The organism is Streptococcus sp. 477, assembly GCF_013277295.1.
In the GTDB taxonomy this organism is placed as follows: domain Bacteria; phylum Bacillota; class Bacilli; order Lactobacillales; family Streptococcaceae; genus Streptococcus; species Streptococcus pseudopneumoniae.
This window is the reverse complement of record NZ_VMMQ01000035.1, coordinates 16218-34239: the sequence shown is the minus strand read 5'-3', so window position 1 is coordinate 34239 and position 18022 is coordinate 16218. Positions and strand designations below refer to the sequence as shown.

The window sequence follows — 18022 nt, the reverse complement described above, 5'->3', positions numbered from 1 at the left end:
ATTAGACTTCCTGCAAAACTAGAATCCTAGTTCATGATTGATAATGCCAGCAATCAAATTCATTCGTAAGCCGAAGCGTTTACGATGATTTCGATAGGTTGTTGAAAACATTTTAAACGTTTTTATAGTGAAATGAAATAAGAACAGGACAAATCGATCAAGACAGTCAAATCGATTTCTAACAATGTTTTAGAAGTAGAGGTGTACTATTCTAGTTTCAATCTACTATACTCTGTCAAAAATATTCTCAACCTTGCTTCTCTCCTTAGATAGCGCATGGTTACAGGCTTTCTCTTCAGCTGTTAGCGGCTTGAGTTTGCTGGATTTACGTGGAGTTTGTGCTTGAGGATCTATCTTCATGATTCCTTGATAACCACTGTCAGCCAAGATTTTACCAGCTTGTCCGATATTTCTGCGACTCATTTTGAACAACTTCATATCATGACAATAGTTCACAGTGATCTCCAAAGAAACAATTCTCCCTTGACTTGTGACAATCGCTTGAGCCTTCATAGCGTGGCATTTCTTTTTACCAGAATCATTCGCTAATTGTTTTTTAAGGCGATGGATTTTTACTTCCGTCGCATCAATCATTACCGTGTCCTCAGAACTGAGAGGAGTTCTTGAAATCGTAAAACCACTTTGAACAAGAGTTACTTCAACCCATTGACTCCGATGGGTTAAGTTGCTTTCGTGAATAGCAAAATCAGCCGCAATTTGTTCATAAGTTCGATATTTTCGCACATATTGAAGTCGCCATAAGAAGGTATTCTAGGCTTAGTTTAGGTTTTCGTCCCCCTTTTGCGTGTTTACCTTGATAAGCTGTTTTCAATACAGCTAACATCTCTTCAAAAGTGGTGCGCTGAACACCAACAAGACGCTTGAATCGTGCATCAGTTAGTTGTTTACTTGCTTCATAATTCATAGAACTACTATACCATGTTTTGTTTCGCAGGAAGTCTAATAAATAAAAACTCTTTAAAATTTTGTTGGGAAAATGGGAAAAGATATAAATGGAAACTTAGTATAACACTTGGAAAACTCTGTAAAAATAGTAAGTCAATTCATGCTTCGTTTTTTCTCTAGGGAAGTTGGGCGGCTATATTTCTATGACCATTTGTCGGAATAAACATCCCTGCCAAGGGTCTATAGAAAAACTTTTGTTATCAGATTTAGATGCCCAACTTGTCATTTATACTCTTTCATATAGGACTTTCTATAAGGATGGAAAAAAGAAGGGAAATTTGATAAGATAGGAATATGGATTTTGAAAAAATTGAACAAGCTTATACCTATTTACTAGAGAATGTCCAAGTCATCCAAAATGATTTGGCGACCAACTTTTATGACGCCTTAGTGGAGCAAAATAGCATCTATCTGGATGGCGAGACTGAGCTAAATCAGGTCAAGGAGAACAATCAGGCTCTTAAACGCTTAGCGCTTCTCAAAGAAGAATGGCTCAAGACCTACCAGTTTCTCTTGATGAAGGCTGGGCAGACAGAGCCCCTGCAGGCTAATCACCAGTTTACGCCAGATGCTATTGCCTTGCTTTTGGTATTTATTGTGGAAGAGTTGTTTACAGAGGAAGAAATCACTATCCTCGAAATGGGTTCTGGCATGGGAATTCTGGGCGCTACTTTCTTGACCTCGCTTGATAAAAAGGTGGATTACTTGGGAATGGAAGTGGATGATTTGCTGATTGATTTGGCAGCTAGCATGGCAGACGTGATCGGATTGCAGGCTGGCTTTGTCCAAGGAGATGCCGTTCGTCCACAAATGCTCAAAGAAAGCGATGTGGTCATCAGCGACTTGCCGGTCGGCTATTATCCTGATGATGCCGTTGCGTCGCGTCATCAAGTTGCTTCTAGCCAAGAATATACTTACGCCCATCACTTGCTCATGGAACAAGGGCTTAAGTATCTCAAGTTAGACGGATACGCTATTTTTCTAGCTCCGAGTGATTTGTTGACCAGCCCTCAAAGTGATTTGTTAAAAGGGTGGCTGAAAGAAGAGGCGAGTCTGGTTGCTATGATTAGTCTGCCTGAAAATCTCTTTGCCAATGTCAACCAATCTAAGACTATTTTTATCTTACAGAAGAAAAATGAAATAGCAGTAGAGCCTTTTGTGTATCCACTTGCTAGCTTGCAAGATGCAAGCATTTTAATGAAATTCAAAGAAAATTTTCAAAATTGGAGCAAAGGTACTGAAATATAAAATAGATTTTGTTATAATAGTTGAAAACGCTTAAAAGAGGTAATTGATAATGACAAAAACAATCGCAATAAATGCAGGAAGTTCAAGTTTAAAATGGCAATTATACTTAATGCCAGAAGAAAAAGTATTGGCGAAAGGCTTGATTGAACGTATCGGTTTGAAAGATTCAATTTCAACTGTAAAATTTGATGGCCGTTCTGAACAACAAATTTTAGATATCGAAAATCACACACAAGCTGTTAAAATCTTATTGGATGACTTGATTCGTTTCGATATTATCAAGGCTTATGATGAGATTACAGGTGTTGGACACCGTGTTGTTGCGGGTGGAGAATATTTCAAAGAATCAACAGTTGTTGAGGGGGATGTTTTAGAAAAAGTTGAAGAGTTGAGTTTGTTGGCTCCTCTCCACAATCCAGCCAATGCAGCAGGTGTTCGTGCCTTCAAGGAATTGTTGCCAGACATTACCAGTGTAGTTGTTTTTGATACTTCCTTCCACGCAAGTATGCCAGAGAAAGCTTATCGCTACCCTCTACCAACAAAATATTACACAGAAAACAAGGTTCGTAAATACGGTGCTCATGGTACAAGTCACCAGTTTGTAGCAGGAGAAGCTGCAAAACTCTTGGGACGTCCATTAGAAGACTTGAAGTTGATTACCTGTCATATTGGTAACGGAGGCTCAATTACAGCTGTGCAAGCCGGCAAATCTGTTGATACTTCTATGGGCTTCACTCCTCTGGGTGGTATTATGATGGGAACGCGTACAGGGGACATTGATCCAGCTATCATTCCTTATTTAATGCAATATACAGAGGATTTTAATACACCAGAAGATATCAGTAGTGTTCTTAATCGTGAATCGGGTCTTTTGGGAGTTTCTGCTAATTCTAGCGATATGCGTGACATAGAAGCTGCTGTAGCAGAAGGGAATCACGACGCTAGCTTGGCTTATGAAATGTATGTTGACCGTATTCAAAAACATATCGGTCAGTACCTTGCAGTACTAAATGGAGCAGATGCCATTGTTTTCACAGCAGGTGTTGGTGAAAATGCAGAAAATTTCCGTCATGATGTAATCTCAGGAATTTCGTGGTTTGGTTGTGATGTTGATGATGAAAAGAATATCTTTGGTGTGACAGGAGACATCTCAACAGATGCAGCGAAGATCCGTGTCTTGGTTATTCCAACAGATGAAGAATTAGTCATTGCCCGTGATGTTGAACGCTTGAAAAAATAAGTGAAACTAAAAAAATATTCAATACAAGGAGTTGGGAAAGTTATTTTTCCAGCTTCTTTTTTAAACTTAACTAGCTTTGAAAGGTAGAAGTCATAGATAGCGGTGGATGATTTTAAGAAGCGTTATAGTGGATTGAGATATAGTACATTGAGTCAAGAATAGGATACATCGGTTTCTGAAATATTGTTAAAAATGAGGATGAATTTCTCAATCAATTTGTTCATATTCTATTTCAACATACTATAAAATGTGAATAAATTAATTAGCTGATTTCAATGCATTTCTAAAAATGTATTAGAAGTCGTATTGTGCTGTTGTAATTTAAATTTGCTATAAAAGTGATAAAAGATAACTTATTTCCAATTTTCGCTTAGAATGACAGGTAGCATCAATTAATATTTTATATTATGTCAATTTTTGATTGTATCCGCTTACAATTTATGCTATAATAGTACAGTAATAAGTTATAAGAGCTGTTGTATCGTTCTTGGTTTATAGTTATGGAGGTAACATCATGGGTACTATTATGGAATTTGCAACAGAAAAACAGATTGAATCATTTCTTTCAACTTGTCATATCGAGGGACAAAGGAATTTTCTGATGGCTTTTAAGAAAAAGACATGGCTGAAATCCTTTATTGATTTTTTCATTATAGGAGGAGCCTACTATGTTCAGTCGAGTGTGAAGCCAAAGATTATGTCATTCACATCTAAGGGGATTTACTTGATGGACATTAGTGATGTAACTGAAAATCGGCCTAATCAAGTCATTGAAATGTCCTGGAGTCAAGTTGAAGATTTTAGTTATAACACCGTCTTGAACACAGTTAGAATTAAATGGCACTATCAAAGTGAACAGTACATCTTTTCAGTAGATGTAGGTAATATCAGTCAACATTTAGGACAGTATCAATTTAACAAACAACATTATGACTATTTAGCACAACACGATTTCTTTCAGAAAGAGTGAATGACATGAAAAAGATAATTACAAAATGTATTGTTATTGCTACGACTTTGCTTATTATGGTACCGAGTTTTATAGGGATTGCATACGCTAATGAAACAAAGGTTCCAAATACAACTGTAGAGTATATTGATGTTGCCGAAGTAGAGAAGGATTTGAAATTCTTGTTTACAGAAGCGACGAGTTATGAGAATGGCGTTCTTTATGTTAATAAAGAATTATTGACAGAACGCTATGGCACTTTAGCACCGTATATTGTAATGGGCATTGAACGTATTTATACAGAGCCTAATTTGGTTCAAAACTTGCAAGCTTCTTTACAAGATAGAGATTTTGTTTCATGTATGCGTGATGAGTTGATTGGTATGATTCCAGGTATGGAACTTGTTGATTTAATGAGAGGGGACATTATCAGTTATATTCAAGGTAAAATGTGGGGCAAAGCTGCCTCATATATAGCAATGGAACTTGCTAAATTTGGCATGAAGAGTAACGTTGCAGGAATCGTTGCACAATTAGGAATCTCTGCTGGAAAATGTGCTATTTGGGGTTAGTTATGCTTAAATACTTGTAATTAAGAATGTTAAAATGATAATTCTGTCTTTAATGAATGTGATAAAGTGGTTGGAAAATAAATTTTCTAACCATTTTGTCGTTTTTAGTGTTTACAGGGAAAATGACTTCAAATTTTTTAAGTTTTAAGTATAGACTGTTACGGGAACGGTAGACATTGTGACAATAAGAAAGAGAATGAAAGCACGACGAAAAGGATTAAAAAATAAACAAGAGAATATTGGTAGAATTGTCCAAAACCTTGCTATGATTGGCTTTTTTGAAAAATATGGTATAATAGTAGTAATTTAATAGATGGAGTTGAGTTTTGAAGAAAAACTTTCGTGTAAAAAGAGAGAAAGATTTTAAGGCGATTTTCAAGGAGGGGACAAGTTTTGCCAATCGCAAATTTGTCGTCTACCAACTAGAAAACCAGAAAAACCATTTTCGAGTAGGTCTATCAGTTAGCAAAAAGCTGGGGAATGCGGTCACTAGAAATCAAATCAAGAGACGAATCCGACATATTATCCAGAATGCAAAAGGGAGTCTGGTAGAAGATGTCGACTTTGTTGTCATTGCTCGAAAAGGGGTTGAAACCTTGGGATACGCAGAGATGGAGAAAAATCTACTCCACGTATTAAAATTATCAAAGATTTACCAGGAAGGAAATGGGAGTGAAAAAGAAACTAAAGTTGACTAGTTTGCTAGGACTGTCTCTATTGATTATGACAGCCTGTGCGACTAATGGGGTAACTAGCGATATTACAGCCGAATCGGCTGATTTTTGGAGTAAATTGGTTTACTTCTTTGCGGAAATCATTCGCTTTTTATCGTTTGATATTAGTATCGGAGTGGGGATTATTCTCTTTACGGTCTTGATTCGTACAGTCCTCTTGCCAGTCTTTCAGGTGCAAATGGTGGCTTCTAGGAAAATGCAGGAAGCTCAGCCACGCATTAAGGCGCTTCGAGAACAATATCCAGGTCGAGATATGGAAAGCAGAACCAAACTAGAGCAGGAAATGCGTAAAGTATTTAAAGAAATGGGTGTCAGACAGTCAGACTCTCTTTGGCCGATTTTGATTCAGATGCCGGTTATTTTGGCCCTGTTCCAAGCCCTATCAAGAGTTGACTTTTTAAAGACAGGTCATTTCTTATGGATTAACCTTGGTAGTGTGGATACAACCCTTGTTCTTCCGATTTTAGCAGCAGTATTTACCTTTTTAAGTACTTGGTTGTCCAACAAAGCTTTGTCTGAGCGAAATGGCGCTACGACTGCGATGATGTATGGGATTCCAGTCTTGATTTTTATCTTTGCAGTTTATGCGCCAGGTGGAGTCGCCCTATACTGGACAGTGTCTAATGCTTATCAAGTCTTGCAAACCTATTTCTTGAATAATCCATTCAAGATTATCGCAGAGCGCGAGGCTGTAGTACAGGCACAGAAAGATTTGGAAAATAGAAAAAGAAAAGCCAAGAAAAAGGCTCAGAAAACGAAATAATAAGGAGGAATCTGGTAATGGTAGTATTTACAGGTTCAACTGTTGAAGAAGCAATCCAAAAAGGATTGAAAGAATTAGATATTCCAAGGAAGAAGGCACATATTAAAGTCATTTCTAGGGAGAAAAAAGGCTTTCTTGGTTTATTTGGTAAAAAACCAGCCCAAGTGCATATTGAAGCGATTAGTGAAACGACTGTTGTCAAAGCAAATCAACAAGCTGTAAAGGGAGTTCCAAAACAAATCAATGATTTGAATGAGCCTGTTAAAACAGTTAGTGAAGCGACCGTTGATTTGGGTCATGTTGTAGAGGCAATTAAAAAGATTGAGGAAGAAGGCCAAGGTATTTCTGATGAAGTCAAGGCTGAAATCTTAAAACATGAAAGACATGCCAGCACTATCTTAGAAGAAACTGGTTACATTGAGATTTTAAATGAACTTCAAATCGAGGAAGCGATGAGGGAAGATGAGGGCGCTGATGACCTTGAAACTGAGCAAGACCAGACTGAAAATCAAGACCTGACAGAGATGGGCTTGAAAGTTGGACCAAGCTTTGATATTGAACAAGTAGCTACGGAAGTAACGACTTATGTTCAAACAATTATTGATTATATGGACGTTGAGGCGACGATTTCAAATGACTATAACCGTCGTAGCATCAATCTACAAATTAACACCAACGAACCAGGTCGTATTATCGGTTACCATGGTAAAGTCTTGAAGTCCTTGCAACTGTTGGCTCAAAATTATCTTTATAATAGCTATTCAAGAACCTTCTATATTACAATCAATGTCAATGATTATGTTGAACACCGTGCAGAAGTTTTGCAGACCTATGCGCAAAAATTGGCGACTCGTGTTTTGGAAGAAGGGCGCAGTCATAAAACAGATCCAATGTCAAATAGCGAACGCAAGATTATCCACCGTATTATTTCACGTATGGATGGCGTGACTAGTTACTCTGAGGGTGACGAGCCCAATCGCTATGTCGTTGTAGATACAGAATAAGTAAAATCAGGTTTATCCTGATTTTTTGCTAGCTAGAGGAGATGAAACGGATGCTGAATAAGATAAGAGATTATTTAGACTTTGCTGGTTTGCAGTACCGTAATCCTGATAAAGCGGGAGCAGAGCGAGAGAAGATGCTGGAATTGCGCTATAAAGGCCAAGAGGCACGAAAGGCTTTTACAGAACTGGCCAAAGCCTTTCAAGCAAGCCATCCAGAATGGCAACTCCAACAGACTAGTCAGTGGATGAATCAGGCCCAGCGTTTGAGACCACATTTTTGGGTTTATCTACAGAGAGACGGACAAGTGACAGAACCTATGATGGCCTTACGTTTGTATGGGACATCTACTGACTTTGGAATTTCTTTGGAAGTCAGTTTCATCGAGCGTAAGAAGGATGAGCAAACACTGGGCAAGCAGGCCAAAGTTTTAGACATTCCAACCGTTAAAGGGATTTATTATCTAGCCTACTCTGATGGTCAAAGTCAACGGTGGGAGGCGAACGAAGAAAATCGTCGCACTTTAGTCGAGAAGATAGGCAGCCAAGAAGTCCGTAAAGTTTTAGTGAAGGCAGACGTTCCTGTGACAGAAAATTCGTCTGAAGAAGAAATCGTAGAAGGCTTATTGAAGTCTTATTCTAAAATTCTTCCCTATTATCTAGCTACGAGAAAATAAGATAATTTGTAAAACATCATAAATCATACAGTCCAAGAGTGAACAGTCCGCTGTGTAATTCTTGGTCTTTTTGTTTGCGCTTTCGCATTATATAATAAACTTACAAAAACAATTCAAAAGGAGAACAATTATGGAAGTCGTTTCAAGTGTTCTAAATTGGTTTTCTAGCAATATTTTGCAGAATCCCGCATTTTTCGTAGGTTTATTGGTGTTGATAGGATACGCACTTTTGAAAAAACCTGCCCATGACGTTTTCTCAGGGTTTGTTAAAGCAACAGTAGGGTATATGTTGCTTAACGTGGGTGCTGGTGGTTTGGTTACAACCTTTCGTCCAATCTTAGCAGCTCTTAACTACAAATTCCAAATTGGTGCAGCGGTTATCGACCCTTACTTTGGACTTGCTGCAGCAAACAACAAAATTGCAGCAGAGTTTCCAGATTTTGTTGGAACTGCAACTACAGCTCTATTGATTGGTTTTGGAATAAATATCTTGCTCGTAGCTCTTCGAAAGATTACGAAGGTAAGAACCCTCTTTATTACTGGTCACATCATGGTACAACAAGCTGCAACAGTATCTCTTATGGTTCTATTCTTAGTACCACAATTGCGCAATGCTTACGGTACAGCAGCGATTGGTATCATCTGTGGACTTTACTGGGCAGTTAGTTCAAATATGACTGTTGAGGCAACTCAACGCTTGACTGGTGGTGGCGGATTTGCGATTGGTCACCAACAGCAATTTGCAATCTGGTTTGTAGATAAAGTAGCAGGACGCTTTGGTAAGAAAGAAGAAAGTTTAGACAATCTTAAATTACCTAAGTTCCTCTCAATCTTCCACGATACAGTTGTTGCATCTGCTACCTTGATGCTCGTATTCTTCGGAGCCATTCTTTTAATCTTGGGTCCAGACATTATGTCTAATAAAGAAGTCATCACTTCAGGAACTCTATTCAATCCTGCTAAACAAGATTTCTTTATGTACATTATCCAAACAGCCTTTACCTTCTCAGTTTACTTGTTCGTTTTGATGCAAGGTGTCCGAATGTTCGTATCTGAGTTGACAAACGCCTTCCAAGGTATTTCAAACAAATTGTTGCCAGGTTCATTCCCAGCGGTTGACGTTGCAGCTTCTTATGGATTTGGTTCTCCAAATGCTGTCTTGTCAGGATTTACCTTTGGTTTGATTGGTCAATTGATTACAATTGTCTTGCTCATCGTCTTTAAAAATCCGATTCTTATTATTACAGGATTTGTACCAGTGTTCTTTGACAATGCAGCCATTGCGGTCTACGCTGATAAACGCGGCGGATGGAAAGCGGCTGTTATCCTTTCCTTTATATCAGGTGTCCTTCAAGTTGCTCTAGGAGCTCTTTGTGTGGCTCTTCTCGATTTGGCATCTTATGGTGGCTACCATGGAAATATCGACTTTGAATTCCCATGGCTTGGATTTGGATATATCTTCAAATACCTTGCTATTGTTGGTTATGTACTTGTGTGTCTCTTCTTGCTTGTTATTCCTCAACTTCAATTTGCCAAAGCAAAAGATAAAGAGAAATATTACAACGGTGAAGTTCAAGAAGAAGCTTAGTATCTAGAAAAGGAGAAATAAAATGGTTAAAGTATTAGCAGCGTGCGGAAATGGAATGGGTTCATCAATGGTTATCAAGATGAAGGTTGAAAATGCTCTCCGTAAGCTTAATCAAACAGATTTTACAGTCAATTCATGCAGTGTCGGTGAAGCTAAAGGTTTAGCAGTAGGATATGACATCGTAATCGCTTCTCTTCATTTGATTCAAGAATTGGAAGGGCGAACTAATGGGAAGTTAATTGGGCTTGATAACTTGATGGATGATAAAGAAATCACCGAAAAACTCAGTCAAGCACTACAGTAAAAGGTTGGAGGGGGCTGGACAGAAACTGAGAGTTATCGTTTCTGTCCTTCTCCCTCTTAAATAAAGGAGGCAGATATGAATTTAAAACAAGCTTTAATTGACAATGACTCGATCCGACTAGGTTTAGAGGCTAACGATTGGAAAGAAGCAGTCAAGGTAGCAGTAGATCCCTTAATTGAAAGTGGGGCAATTTTGCCAGAGTATTACGATGCTATCATTGAATCGACTGAAGAGTATGGGCCTTACTATATCTTGATGCCAGGTATGGCTATGCCCCATGCTAGACCTGAAGCTGGTGTGCAAAGTGATGCCTTTTCATTGATTACCTTACAAAATCCTGTTGTATTTTCAGATGGGAAAGAGGTATCTGTTTTGTTGGCACTGGCAGCAACAAGCTCAAAAATTCACACAAGTGTAGCCATTCCACAAATTATTGCCCTGTTTGAATTAGACGATTCTATTGCACGTTTACAGGCTTGCCAGACTAAAGAAGATGTCTTGGCTATGATTGAAGAATCTAAGGATAGCCCTTATCTCGAAGGATTGGACTTGGAAAGTTAGAAAGAGGAATAAAGAAATGACAAAAAGAATACCTAATTTACAAGTTGCATTAGACCATTCAGACTTGCAAGGAGCGATTAAAGCAGCTGTTTCTGTTGGTCAGGAAGTAGATATTATCGAAGCTGGAACTGTTTGCTTGCTTCAAGTTGGAAGTGAACTGGCTGAAGTCTTGCGTAGCCTTTTCCCAGATAAGATTATTGTGGCAGACACAAAATGTGCTGATGCTGGTGGAACAGTTGCTAAAAATAATGCGGTTCGTGGAGCAGACTGGATGACTTGTATCTGTTGTGCAACCATCCCTACTATGGAAGCAGCTCTAAAGGCTATCAAGACTGAACGAGGAGAACGAGGCGAAATCCAGATCGAGCTTTATGGCGATTGGACTTTTGAACAAGCTCAGCTTTGGCTAGATGCAGGTATCTCACAAGCTATTTATCACCAATCTCGTGATGCTCTTCTTGCTGGTGAAACTTGGGGTGAAAAAGACCTTAATAAGGTTAAAAAACTCATTGACATGGGCTTCCGTGTATCTGTAACAGGTGGTCTAGATGTAGATACTCTCAAACTCTTTGAAGGTGTTGATGTCTTTACCTTTATCGCAGGTCGTGGAATTACGGAGGCTGCGGATCCAGCAGGAGCAGCGCGTGCCTTCAAGGATGAAATCAAACGAATTTGGGGGTAAACCATGGCACGTCCGATTGGAATTTATGAGAAGGCAACCCCAACACACTTTACTTGGCTAGAACGTTTAAATTTTGCCAAGGAGTTAGGCTTTGATTTTGTCGAGATGTCTATTGACGAACGTGACGAGCGTTTAGCAAGACTTGACTGGAGTAAGGAAGAACGCTTGGAAATTGTCAAAGCAATCTATGAAACTGGTGTTCGTATTCCTTCTATCTGTTTTTCAGGCCATCGTCGCTACCCATTGGGTTCAAAAGATCCAGTTCTAGAGGAAAAATCTCTAGAACTCATGAAAAAATGTATCGAATTAGCTCAAGACTTGGGAGTTCGTACGATTCAATTAGCTGGTTACGATGTTTACTATGAGGAAAAGTCACCCCAGACACGCCAACGTTTTATCAAAAATTTGAGAAAAGCCTGTGATTGGGCTGAAGAAGCTCAGGTGGTACTTGCTATTGAAATTATGGATGATCCTTTCATCAGTAGCATCGAAAAATATTTGGCTATAGAAAAAGAGATTGACTCTCCCTTCCTCTTTGTATATCCAGATATTGGTAATGTGTCTGCATGGCATAATGATATCTATAGTGAGTTTTATCTTGGTCATCATGCCATCGCAGCTCTCCATCTCAAGGATACTTATGCAGTGACAGAAAGTTCAAAGGGCCAGTTCCGAGATGTACCTTTCGGGCAAGGTTGTGTCAAATGGGAAGAAGCTTTCGATATTTTAAAGGAAACCAATTATAATGGACCTTTCCTAATCGAAATGTGGTCTGAAAATTGTGAAACAGTAGAAGAAACACGCGCAGCCATTCAAGAGGCGCAAGCTTTTCTCTATCCACTCATTAAGAAAGCAGGTTTGATGTAAGATGAATCAAGTAATCAATGCTATGTGTAAACGAGTCTGTGATGCCAATCAATCATTGCCAAAACATGGACTTGTCAAATTTACCTGGGGGAATGTATCGGAAGTCAATCGCGAACTCGGTGTCATTGTTATCAAACCATCAGGCGTGGATTATGACGAATTGACACCTGAAAACATGGTAGTGACTGATCTAGATGGTAAGATCCTAGAAGGGGATTTAAGACCATCTTCCGACCTCCCAACTCATGTGCAATTATATAAGGCTTGGTCAGAAATTGGTAGTGTGGTTTACACCCATTCGACAGAAGCTGTTGGTTGGGCTCAGGCAGGTCGTGATATTCCTTTCTACGGAACAACCCATGCAGATTATTTCTACGGTTCAATCCCTTGTGCCCGTAGTTTGACCAAGGATGAAGTAGAAGTGGCCTATGAAAAAGATACTGGCCTGGTTATCGTAGAAGAGTTTGAACATCGCGGACTTAACCCGGTTGAAGTACCAGGAATTGTTGTACGCAATCACGGTCCATTCACCTGGGGCAAAAATCCAGAGAATGCTGTTTATCACTCTGTCGTACTAGAGGAAGTATCAAAGATGAATCGCTTTACAGAACAAATCAATCCAAGAGTTGAACCTGCTCCCCAGTACATACTAGAAAAACACTACCAACGTAAACATGGACCAAATGCTTATTATGGTCAAAAGTAAGAACGATGAAGGAGGAGAAAAAGATAAATTTAGCTCCTCTTTTTACATTTGATTTTTATTGAGAGTAAAGTTGGAGTTGAAGTAATTTTGAAAGATTTTTTAGAAATAGCGCTTGATATATATATGGTAAAATAAAAAGAATTGCCGTGATATCAATAGATTTGGGGGATTTTTTAATATGGTACTGGATAAGGCAAGTTGTGATTTGCTTCAATATTTGATGGATCAAGAAACGTCCAAAACGATTATGGCGATTTCGAAAGATTTGAAAGAGTCAAGAAGGAAAATTTATTATCACATTGACAAAATCAATGCTGCTCTGGGTGACGAGGCGCTTCACATCATTAGTATTCCACGAATTGGTATTCACTTAACGGAAGAGCAGAGAGATGCTTGTTGTAAACTATTATCGGAAGTAGATTCGTACGATTATATCATGAGTGCGCATGAACGTATGATGATAATGTTACTATGGATAGGTATTTCTAAAGAACGTATTACGATTGAAAAATTGATAGAGTTAACAGAGGTATCTAGGAATACTGTTCTCAATGATTTGAATAGTATTCGTTATCAACTAACTTTGGAACAATATCAGGTGACCTTGCAAGTGAGCAAGTCACAGGGATACCACCTTCATGCCCACCCTCTTAATAAAATTCAGTATCTTCAATCGCTTCTATATCATATTTTTATGGAAGAAAATGCCACTTTTGTATCTATTTTAGAAGATAAGATGAAAGAGAGGTTAGATGATGAGTGTTTGCTTTCTGTTGAAATGAACCAATTTTTTAAGGAACAGGTTCCTTTAGTTGAACAAGATTTAGGGAAGAAAATAAACCATCATGAAGTAACTTTTATGTTGCAGGTTCTACCTTATTTGCTGTTAAGCTGTCACAATGTTGAACAGTATCAAGAAAGACATCAGGATATAGAGAAAGAATTTTCTTTGATAAGAAAAAGAATAGAGTATCAGGTGTCTAAGAAATTAGGAGAACGGTTGTTTCAAAAGTTTGAAATTTCTTTGTCAGAACTTGAAGTTTCTCTTGTAGCTGTTCTTCTCCTCTCCTATCGTAAAGATTTGGATATTCATGCAGAAAGTGATGATTTTCGGCAATTAAAACTTGCTTTAGAAGAATTTATCTGGTATTTTGAATCACAAATCCGAATGGAGATTGAGAACAAGGATGATTTGTTACGAAATTTGATGATCCACTGTAAAGCCTTGTTATTTAGAAAGACGTACGGTATTTTTTCTAAAAATCCTCTAACAAAACAAATTCGATTCAAGTATGAAGAATTATTTTTAGTCACTAGAAAATCTGCGGAAATTTTAGAAGGAGCATGGTTTATTCGGCTAACAGACGATGATATTGCCTATTTGACGATTCATATTGGAGGATTTTTGAAGTATACACCATCGTCTCAAAAAAATATGAAAAAAGTTTATCTCGTTTGTGATGAAGGTGTTGCGGTTTCGAGACTTTTGCTGAAACAATGCAAACTTTATTTTCCAAATGAGCAAATTGGCACTGTATTTACAACAGAACAATTTAAGAGTGTGGAAGATATTGCACAAGTTGATGTAGTGATTACTACTAATGATGATTTGGATAGCAGATTTCCGATTTTAAGGGTTAATCCTATCCTTGAAGCAGAAGATATTTTGAAAATGCTAGACTATCTTAAACACAATATATTTTGTAATGAGGGCAAAAGTTTCAGTGAAAATCTTTCTAGTCTTATTTCGTCTTATATTGTAGACAGCAAGTTGGCTAGTAAGTTCCAAGAAGAGGTTCAAACACTTATAAATCAAGAAATAGTAGTTCAAGCTTTTTTGGAAGATATTTGAAGGACAGTCCAATGATGAACACAAACCTGTGTTTTTCTTGGTCTTTTTTAGTGTTTTGAAGGGTGGTATACTAATCTCAAAGATAACAATTATATCCAAAGGAGGCAACATATGCCAAACGTCAAAGAAATTACAAGAGAGTCATGGATTTTAGCTACTTTCCCAGAGTGGGGGACCTGGCTCAACGAAGAAATAGAAGAAGAAGTCGTAGCTGAAGGCAACTTTGCCATGTGGTGGCTAGGCAATTGTGGTACTTGGATTAAGACACCAGGTGGTGCTAACGTTGTCATGGACCTTTGGTCAAATCGTGGAAAATCAACCAAAAAAGTGAAAGATATGGTTCGTGGGCACCAAATGGCAAATATGGCTGGTGTTCGTAAGTTGCAACCAAACTTGCGTGTTCAGCCAATGGTTATCGATCCATTTGCTATCAACGAACTAGACTATTACTTAGTTTCACACTTCCATAGTGATCATATCGACCCATACACAGCTGCAGCAATTCTCAACAATCCTAAGTTAGAGCATGTTAAGTTTATCGGTCCTTACCACTGTGGACGAATCTGGGAAGGATGGGGTGTTCCAAAAGAACGTATCATCGTTGTGAAGCCAGGTGACACTATCGAATTAAAAGATATGAAGATTCATGCAGTAGAATCATTTGACCGTACTTGCTTGGTAACTCTCCCAGTGAACGGTGCTGATGAGACAGGCGGTGAACTTGCTGGCTTAGCTGTTACAGATGAAGAAATGGCTCAAAAGGCTGTTAACTATATCTTTGAAACACCAGGTGGAACCATCTATCATGGTGCAGATTCTCACTTCTCAAACTATTTTGCAAAACATGGTAAAGACTTTAAAATTGATGTTGCTTTGAATAACTATGGTGAAAATCCGGTAGGTATCCAAGACAAAATGACATCTATCGACCTTCTTCGTATGGCAGAAAATCTGCGTACCAAAGTCATTATCCCAGTTCACTATGATATCTGGTCTAACTTCATGGCTTCTACTAATGAGATTCTAGAACTTTGGAAAATGCGAAAAGATCGCTTGCAATACGATTTCCATCCATTTATCTGGGAAGTTGGCGGTAAGTATACTTATCCTCAAGATCAACACTTAGTAGAATACCATCATCCACGTGGTTTTGACGATTGTTTTGAACAAGACTCTAACATTCAATTTAAAGCTTTGCTCTAATATAAAAATATTCTTTGGAGGTTATCCGTATGTTGCATGATACGGATAATTTTCATATAATAGTAAAATAGAATGTGTGATTCAATAATCACCTCAAATAGAAAGGAAATTCTATGTCAAATCTATCTGTTAATGCAATTCGTTTCCTAGGTATTGACGCTATCAACAAAGCCAACTCAGGTCACCCAGGTGTGGTTATGGGAGCGGCTCCGATGGCTTACAGCCTCTTTACAAAACAACTTCGTATCAATCCAGCTCAACCAAACTGGATTAACCGTGACCGCTTTATTCTTTCAGCTGGTCATGGTTCAATGCTTCTTTATGCCCTTCTTCACCTTTCTGGTTTTGAAGATGTCAGCATGGATGAGATTAAGAGCTTCCGTCAATGGGGTTCAAAAACACCAGGTCACCCAGAATTTGGCCATACAGCAGGGATTGATGCTACAACAGGTCCTTTAGGTCAAGGGATTTCAACTGCTACTGGTTTTGCCCAAGCAGAACGTTTCTTGGCAGCCAAATATAACCGTGAAGGCTACAATATCTTTGACCACTATACTTACGTTATCTGTGGAGATGGAGACTTGATGGAAGGTGTCTCAAGTGAGGCAGCTTCATACGCAGGCTTGCAAAAACTAGACAAGTTGGTTGTCCTTTATGATTCAAATGACATCAACTTGGATGGTGAGACAAAGGATTCCTTCACTGAAAGCGTTCGTGATCGTTATAATGCCTACGGTTGGCATACTGCCTTGGTTGAAGACGGAACAGACTTGGAAGCAATCCATGCAGCTATCGAAACAGCAAAAGCTTCAGGCAAACCATCTTTGATTGAAGTGAAGACTGTTATTGGATACGGTTCTCCAAATAAACAAGGAACGAATGCTGTACACGGTGCCCCTCTTGGAGCAGATGAAACTGCAGCTACTCGTCAAGCTCTCGGTTGGGACTATGAACCATTTGAAATCCCAGAACAAGTATATACTGATTTCAAAGAACATGTTGCAGACCGTGGCGCATCAGCTTATGAAGCATGGGCAAAACTAGTTGCAGATTATAAAGAAGCTCATCCAGAACTGGCTGCAGAAGTAGAAGCCATCATCGACGGACGTGATCCAGTCGAAGTGACTCCAGCAGACTTCCCAGCTTTAGAAAATGGTTTTTCTCAAGCAACTCGTAATTCAAGTCAAGACGCCTTGAATGTTGTGGCAGCTAAATTACCAACCTTCCTAGGTGGATCAGCTGACCTAGCTCACTCAAACATGACTTATATCAAGACTGACGGACTTCAAGACGATGCCAATCGCTTGAACCGCAACATTCAGTTTGGTGTTCGTGAATTTGCAATGGGAACGATCTTGAACGGGATGGCTCTTCACGGTGGACTTCGTGTATACGGTGGTACTTTCTTCGTCTTCTCTGACTATGTGAAAGCAGCTGTTCGCTTGTCAGCCTTACAAGGACTTCCTGTGACTTATGTCTTTACCCACGATTCAATCGCAGTTGGGGAAGACGGTCCAACTCATGAACCAGTTGAACACTTAGCCGGTCTTCGTGCTATGCCAAATCTAAATGTTTTCCGTCCAGCAGATGCGCGTGAAACTCAGGCGGCTTGGTATCTTGCAGTGACAAGTGAGAAAACACCAACTGCTCTTGTCTTGACCCGTCAAAACTTGACTGTCGAAGAGGGAACAGACTTCGACAAGGTTGCAAAAGGTGCCTATGTTGTCTATGAAAATGCAGCAGACTTTGATACCATCTTGATTGCGACAGGTTCAGAGGTTAATCTTGCTGTCTCAGCTGCCAAAGAATTGGCTAGTCAAGGCGAAAAAGTTCGCGTAGTCAGCATGCCATCTACAGATGTCTTTGATAAACAAGATGCAGCATACAAGGAAGAAATTCTTCCAAATGCAGTTCGCCGTCGTGTTGCAGTCGAAATGGGTGCAACTCAAAACTGGTACAAATACGTTGGTCTTGATGGTGCCGTTCTCGGTATTGATACCTTCGGAGCCTCTGCACCAGCACCAAAAGTATTGGCAGAATATGGCTTTACTGTAGAAAATCTTGTAAAAGTCGTTCAAAACTTGAAATAATCCTAAAAATCAGGGCGCA

The 18022-nt window shown here is 39.0% G+C and carries 17 protein-coding genes and 2 pseudogenes; 17 read left to right on the top strand and 2 right to left on the bottom strand.

The features are described from left to right. Nucleotides 1–18: 18 nt before the first annotated feature. Nucleotides 19–126, bottom strand: a pseudogene (locus tag HT691_RS05675) (IS5/IS1182 family transposase); the annotation flags it as partial. 102 nt (nucleotides 127–228) lie between these two features. After that, nucleotides 229–925 (bottom strand): annotated as a pseudogene (locus HT691_RS05670) (transposase); the annotation flags it as partial. 335 nt (nucleotides 926–1260) lie between these two features. Between HT691_RS05670 and HT691_RS05665 the strand changes: the two are divergent. The 17 genes from HT691_RS05665 to tkt all read left to right on the top strand — a co-directional run bounded on the left by HT691_RS05665 (nucleotide 1261) and on the right by tkt (nucleotide 18003). Further along, entirely contained in the window at nucleotides 1261–2214 is a 954-nt protein-coding gene (locus HT691_RS05665; protein ID WP_138699995.1) for a class I SAM-dependent methyltransferase, read from the top strand. Nucleotides 2215–2263: 49 nt separating this feature from the next. After that, nucleotides 2264–3454 (top strand): acetate kinase, encoded by a 1191-nt coding sequence (locus HT691_RS05660; RefSeq protein ID WP_000167760.1) that lies wholly within the window; start codon nucleotides 2264–2266, stop codon nucleotides 3452–3454. Nucleotides 3455–3968: 514 nt separating this feature from the next. Continuing rightward, nucleotides 3969–4424 (top strand): hypothetical protein, encoded by a 456-nt coding sequence (locus HT691_RS05655; RefSeq protein WP_042900233.1) that lies wholly within the window; start codon nucleotides 3969–3971, stop codon nucleotides 4422–4424. 5 nt (nucleotides 4425–4429) lie between these two features. Then, nucleotides 4430–4975, top strand: coding sequence for a hypothetical protein (locus HT691_RS05650; RefSeq protein ID WP_050223352.1), 546 nt, complete (start codon nucleotides 4430–4432; stop codon nucleotides 4973–4975). A 326-nt stretch (nucleotides 4976–5301) separates the two neighbouring features. After that, nucleotides 5302–5673: a ribonuclease P protein component gene (rnpA, locus tag HT691_RS05645; RefSeq protein WP_000739244.1), complete on the top strand. Its 372-nt coding sequence runs from the start codon at nucleotides 5302–5304 to the stop codon at nucleotides 5671–5673. Next, nucleotides 5648–6472 carry a membrane protein insertase YidC gene (locus tag HT691_RS05640; protein ID WP_000727904.1) on the top strand — a complete coding sequence of 275 codons (825 nt, stop codon included), beginning with the start codon at nucleotides 5648–5650 and terminating at the stop codon, nucleotides 6470–6472. Before rnpA ends, HT691_RS05640 begins: the two co-directional genes overlap by 26 nt. A gap of 17 nt (nucleotides 6473–6489) precedes the next feature. After that, complete coding sequence (jag, locus tag HT691_RS05635) at nucleotides 6490–7476, top strand: RNA-binding cell elongation regulator Jag/EloR (protein ID WP_138701243.1); 987 nt, start codon at nucleotides 6490–6492, stop codon at nucleotides 7474–7476. A 50-nt stretch (nucleotides 7477–7526) separates the two neighbouring features. Continuing rightward, on the top strand, nucleotides 7527–8150 hold the full coding sequence (locus HT691_RS05630; RefSeq protein WP_023937019.1) for a hypothetical protein: 624 nt from the start codon (nucleotides 7527–7529) through the stop codon (nucleotides 8148–8150). 130 nt (nucleotides 8151–8280) lie between these two features. Then, on the top strand, nucleotides 8281–9738 hold the full coding sequence (locus HT691_RS05625) for a PTS ascorbate transporter subunit IIC (protein ID WP_050208199.1): 1458 nt from the start codon (nucleotides 8281–8283) through the stop codon (nucleotides 9736–9738). 22 nt (nucleotides 9739–9760) lie between these two features. Then, a complete protein-coding gene (locus HT691_RS05620; protein WP_000241469.1) occupies nucleotides 9761–10042 on the top strand; it encodes a PTS sugar transporter subunit IIB in 282 nt (93 codons plus the stop codon). A gap of 75 nt (nucleotides 10043–10117) precedes the next feature. Continuing rightward, nucleotides 10118–10603 carry a PTS sugar transporter subunit IIA gene (locus tag HT691_RS05615; protein ID WP_001049927.1) on the top strand — a complete coding sequence of 162 codons (486 nt, stop codon included), beginning with the start codon at nucleotides 10118–10120 and terminating at the stop codon, nucleotides 10601–10603. Between the two features lie 16 nt (nucleotides 10604–10619). Beyond that, complete coding sequence (locus tag HT691_RS05610) at nucleotides 10620–11285, top strand: 3-keto-L-gulonate-6-phosphate decarboxylase UlaD (RefSeq protein ID WP_000166727.1); 666 nt, start codon at nucleotides 10620–10622, stop codon at nucleotides 11283–11285. 3 nt (nucleotides 11286–11288) lie between these two features. After that, entirely contained in the window at nucleotides 11289–12152 is an 864-nt protein-coding gene (locus tag HT691_RS05605) for an L-ribulose-5-phosphate 3-epimerase (RefSeq protein WP_172925281.1), read from the top strand. 1 nt (nucleotide 12153) lies between these two features. Then, nucleotides 12154–12858 (top strand): L-ribulose-5-phosphate 4-epimerase, encoded by a 705-nt coding sequence (locus HT691_RS05600; RefSeq protein WP_172925280.1) that lies wholly within the window; start codon nucleotides 12154–12156, stop codon nucleotides 12856–12858. A 178-nt stretch (nucleotides 12859–13036) separates the two neighbouring features. Next, nucleotides 13037–14710, top strand: coding sequence for a transcription antiterminator (locus HT691_RS05595; protein WP_172925279.1), 1674 nt, complete (start codon nucleotides 13037–13039; stop codon nucleotides 14708–14710). Between the two features lie 111 nt (nucleotides 14711–14821). Continuing rightward, a complete protein-coding gene (gene ulaG, locus HT691_RS05590) occupies nucleotides 14822–15913 on the top strand; it encodes an L-ascorbate 6-phosphate lactonase (RefSeq protein ID WP_138706442.1) in 1092 nt (363 codons plus the stop codon). Nucleotides 15914–16026: 113 nt separating this feature from the next. After that, nucleotides 16027–18003, top strand: a complete 1977-nt coding sequence (gene tkt, locus HT691_RS05585) for a transketolase (protein ID WP_138706441.1) — start codon at nucleotides 16027–16029, stop codon at nucleotides 18001–18003. Nucleotides 18004–18022: the final 19 nt, after the last annotated feature.